The organism is Brotocaccenecus cirricatena, assembly GCF_020687045.1.
GTDB classification, from domain to species: domain Bacteria; phylum Bacillota; class Clostridia; order Oscillospirales; family Oscillospiraceae; genus Vescimonas; species Vescimonas cirricatena.
The window spans coordinates 1-3,004 of record NZ_JAJEPW010000120.1 but is presented as its reverse complement, the minus strand read 5'-3'; the positions used below and the strand labels follow the sequence as shown (position 1 = coordinate 3,004).

Sequence of the window (3,004 nt, the reverse complement as noted above, 5' to 3'; positions counted from 1 at the left end):
TGTGACGTCTCATACAAAACCTGACGCACCTTCGGTGCTATAAAAAGCTTTTCAAGCTTTTTAACAGGTTTTGGTATCATACTTCGGCGCTGATAAAAACTTTTTAACAGGTTCCGGTATGATACGAAGCGGAGAGCGGAAAACTCCCTCTCCGCCATCATCCTATGCACTCCCCCGCCCCGTGGTTCCCGGCAGACGCAGCGGGATGGGGCGCGTAATACGGCATTTTTTCATGGGCGGTTGTCCGCAGACGGGCAACGGACGGCGGTTTTTCCGGGGGAATGCAGGAGGTGATTCATTATGGCCAAGAAAAAACACATTCCCCTGTTCGATGACCAGCTGGAAATGCTGGAGCTGCTGACGGACCAGGAGGTGGGCCAGGCAGTGCTGGCCGCCATGCGCTTTATGCGCAGCGGCACGGAAACCGATCTTACCGGCGGTGCCGGGGTGGTCTATCAGGTGCTCCGCGCCCAGTTCATCCGGAACCAGAACGACGCCGCCGTCGGGAAAAAGGGCGGGCGTCCCCGGAAAAGCCCCGCCGAAACCCCGGTTTCGGAAGCCGAAACCACTGAACGGAACGAAACGAAACCGGACGGAACCGGACAGGACGGAACAGAACCGGACGAGACGGAATCGGACCGGACGGGAGGTGGAGACGGCAGCGCCGGAGGGCGCTTTGTCCCACCCACCCTGGATGAAGTGCGGGCTTATGTTTTGCAGAGACGCTCGCCGGTGGAGCCCCAGGCCTTCATCGACTTTTACCAGGCCCGGGGCTGGATGGTGGGAAAGGCCCCCATGCGGGACTGGAAGGCCGCCTGCCGCAGTGCGGAGTCCTGGGAGCGCTGGAGCAGGCCCCCGGCCCAGACCCAGGTCACCAACCCCGACCGCATGACCAAATACGTGGATTGGTGATGGGCAGGCCGCAAGAACGGGGTGTTTTCCCGGCAACCGTCCGTAGGGCCCGGGAATCGCCCCATTTCCGCCACCGTTGCCCCGATTCCGGCAACCGGATGGGCACCACTCCCCTTTTGTCCCGGTACAGGTGAAAGGAGGAGATCAACATGCGATTTCCCAGAATTTATGAGGAGGACGGCTGCTGCACCGCGGCCGTCTGTGACCTGTGCGGCGGCGAGATTTATCAGGGCCAGGCCTACTACCGCATCAACGGCCGCACCGTCTGCCGGGACTGCCTGGCGGACTACGCCGAGAGCTACTTCGCCGACTGCCTGTGCGGAGAGGAGGCGGCCCCATGGTGAGACGGGAGAACATCCCCTGGGAGGAGCTGCAGAGGCTCAACGCCCAGGGCTGGAGCTATCGCCGCCTGGCGGAAAAATACGGCGTCTCCTCCTCGGCCATCGGCCGCCGGGCGGTGCTGGAGGGCTGGCACGGCACCAACGACCAGCGGGCCAACGCCCGTCTGCGGAATCTGGCGGCCCGGCTGCGCCGCCAGGCGGAGCAGCGGCTGACAGAGGACCTGGACACCCGGGAGATCAAGGAGCTCACCGCCGTTCTGCGGGAGCTGATGAACCTTCAGCAGACCCTGGAGGGGCAGCAGCCCGGCGGCGTGGTCCGGGTGGAGCTGGCGGAGGAAACGGAGGACTGGAGCCTGTGACGGAAAAAATTCTCACCATGGACCGGCCCAACCCCCGGCAGCAGGAGTTTCTGCGGTGCCGGAAGAAGTATGTGGCCTTCGGCGGGGCCAGGGGCGGCGGCAAAAGCTGGGCCGTCCGCGCCAAGGCCAAGCTGCTGGCCCTGCGCTATCCGGGGATCCGTCTGCTGCTGGTGCGCCGGACCTATCAGGAGCTGGAGGCCAACCACATCCGCTTTCTGCGGCAGGAGCTGGCAGGTCTTGCGGAATACCGGGCCACCGCCCGGCAGTTCGTTTTCCCCAACGGCAGCGTCCTGGACTTCGGCTACTGCGCCGCCGACGGCGATATGGACCGCTATCAGGGGGCGGAATACGACGTGATCTTCCTGGACGAGGCCACCCAGCTGAAGGAGGAGTGGCTGCGGCAGTTTGCCGCCTGCCTGCGGGGCGTCAACGAATTTCCCAAGCGGCTGTACTACACCTGCAACCCCGGCGGGCCGGGGCACAGCTATATCAAGCGCCTGTTCATCGACCGGCGGTTCCAGGCGGGGGAAAACCCCGATGACTATGTGTTCATCCCCGCCAAGGTCACCGACAACCGGGCCCTGCTGAAAAAGCAGCCGGACTATCTGCGGCAGCTGGAGGCCCTGCCCCGGCGGCTGCGGGACGCCTGGCTGGAGGGCAAGTGGGACGTGTTCCAGGGGCAGGTGTTCCAGGAATTTACCAACGACCCCGCCCACTATCAAGACCGGCGGTTCACCCATGTCATCGCCCCCTTCGACATCCCCCGGGAGTGGCCCGTCTACCGCAGCTATGACTTCGGCTATGCCAAGCCCTTCTCCTGCGGCTGGTGGGCGGTGGATTATGACGGGGTGATCTATCGGATTCTGGAGCTGTACGGCTGCACCGGGGAGCCGGATGTGGGCGTCCGGTGGACGCCTGAGAAGCAGTTTGCGGAGATCCGCCGGATAGAGGACACCCACCCCTGGCTGAAGGGCCGGGAGATTCAGGGGGTGGCGGACCCGGCCATCTGGGACACCAGCCGGGGCGAGAGCATCTATGAGACGGCCCTGCGGCACCGGGTCTATTTCACCCGGGGGGACAACCGCCGGATCCCCGGGTGGATGCAGCTGCACTACCGCATGAGCTTCGATGAGCAGGGGTATCCCATGCTGTATGTGTTCTCCGGGTGCCGGGCGTTTATCCGGACGATTCCGGAGCTTTTGTTCGACCAGACGGACGCGGAGGACGTGGACACCCGGCAGGAGGACCATGTGGCCGACGAGAGCCGGTATTTCTGCATGTCCCGGCCTATCCCGCCCCAGAAGCGGGACACCGGGCTTCCTCTGCGGGATGACCCGCTGAACATGCGGACGGGGACATGAGAAGGCCCGTGGACGGCAGCCAAAGCTGCCG

Annotated in this window: 4 protein-coding genes; all 4 read left to right on the top strand. The window is 64.2% G+C overall.

Annotation, left to right across the window (positions count from 1 at the left end; genetic code table 11):
* The first annotated feature begins 300 nt into the window (after positions 1–300).
* On the top strand, positions 301–912 hold the full coding sequence (locus tag LKD37_RS17130) for a hypothetical protein (RefSeq protein WP_302930275.1): 612 nt from the start codon (positions 301–303) through the stop codon (positions 910–912).
* A gap of 149 nt (positions 913–1,061) precedes the next feature.
* On the top strand, positions 1,062–1,256 hold the full coding sequence (locus LKD37_RS17125; protein ID WP_302930274.1) for a hypothetical protein: 195 nt from the start codon (positions 1,062–1,064) through the stop codon (positions 1,254–1,256).
* Positions 1,250–1,612 (top strand): hypothetical protein, encoded by a 363-nt coding sequence (locus tag LKD37_RS17120; RefSeq protein ID WP_302930273.1) that lies wholly within the window; start codon positions 1,250–1,252, stop codon positions 1,610–1,612. Before LKD37_RS17125 ends, LKD37_RS17120 begins: the two co-directional genes overlap by 7 nt.
* A complete protein-coding gene (locus tag LKD37_RS17115) occupies positions 1,609–2,973 on the top strand; it encodes a phage terminase large subunit (RefSeq protein WP_302930272.1) in 1,365 nt (454 codons plus the stop codon). The genes LKD37_RS17120 and LKD37_RS17115 overlap by 4 nt, the downstream gene beginning before the upstream one ends.
* Positions 2,974–3,004: the final 31 nt, after the last annotated feature.

Bases quoted from the DNA above. Each gene is read 5' to 3' on its own strand.
- LKD37_RS17120 (WP_302930273.1), top strand. From the start codon at position 1,250: ATGGTGAGACGGGAGAACATCCCCTGGGAGGAGCTGCAGAGGCTCAAC.
- LKD37_RS17130 (WP_302930275.1), top strand. From the start codon at position 301: ATGGCCAAGAAAAAACACATTCCCCTGTTCGATGACCAGCTGGAAATG.
- LKD37_RS17125 (WP_302930274.1), top strand. From the start codon at position 1,062: ATGCGATTTCCCAGAATTTATGAGGAGGACGGCTGCTGCACCGCGGCC.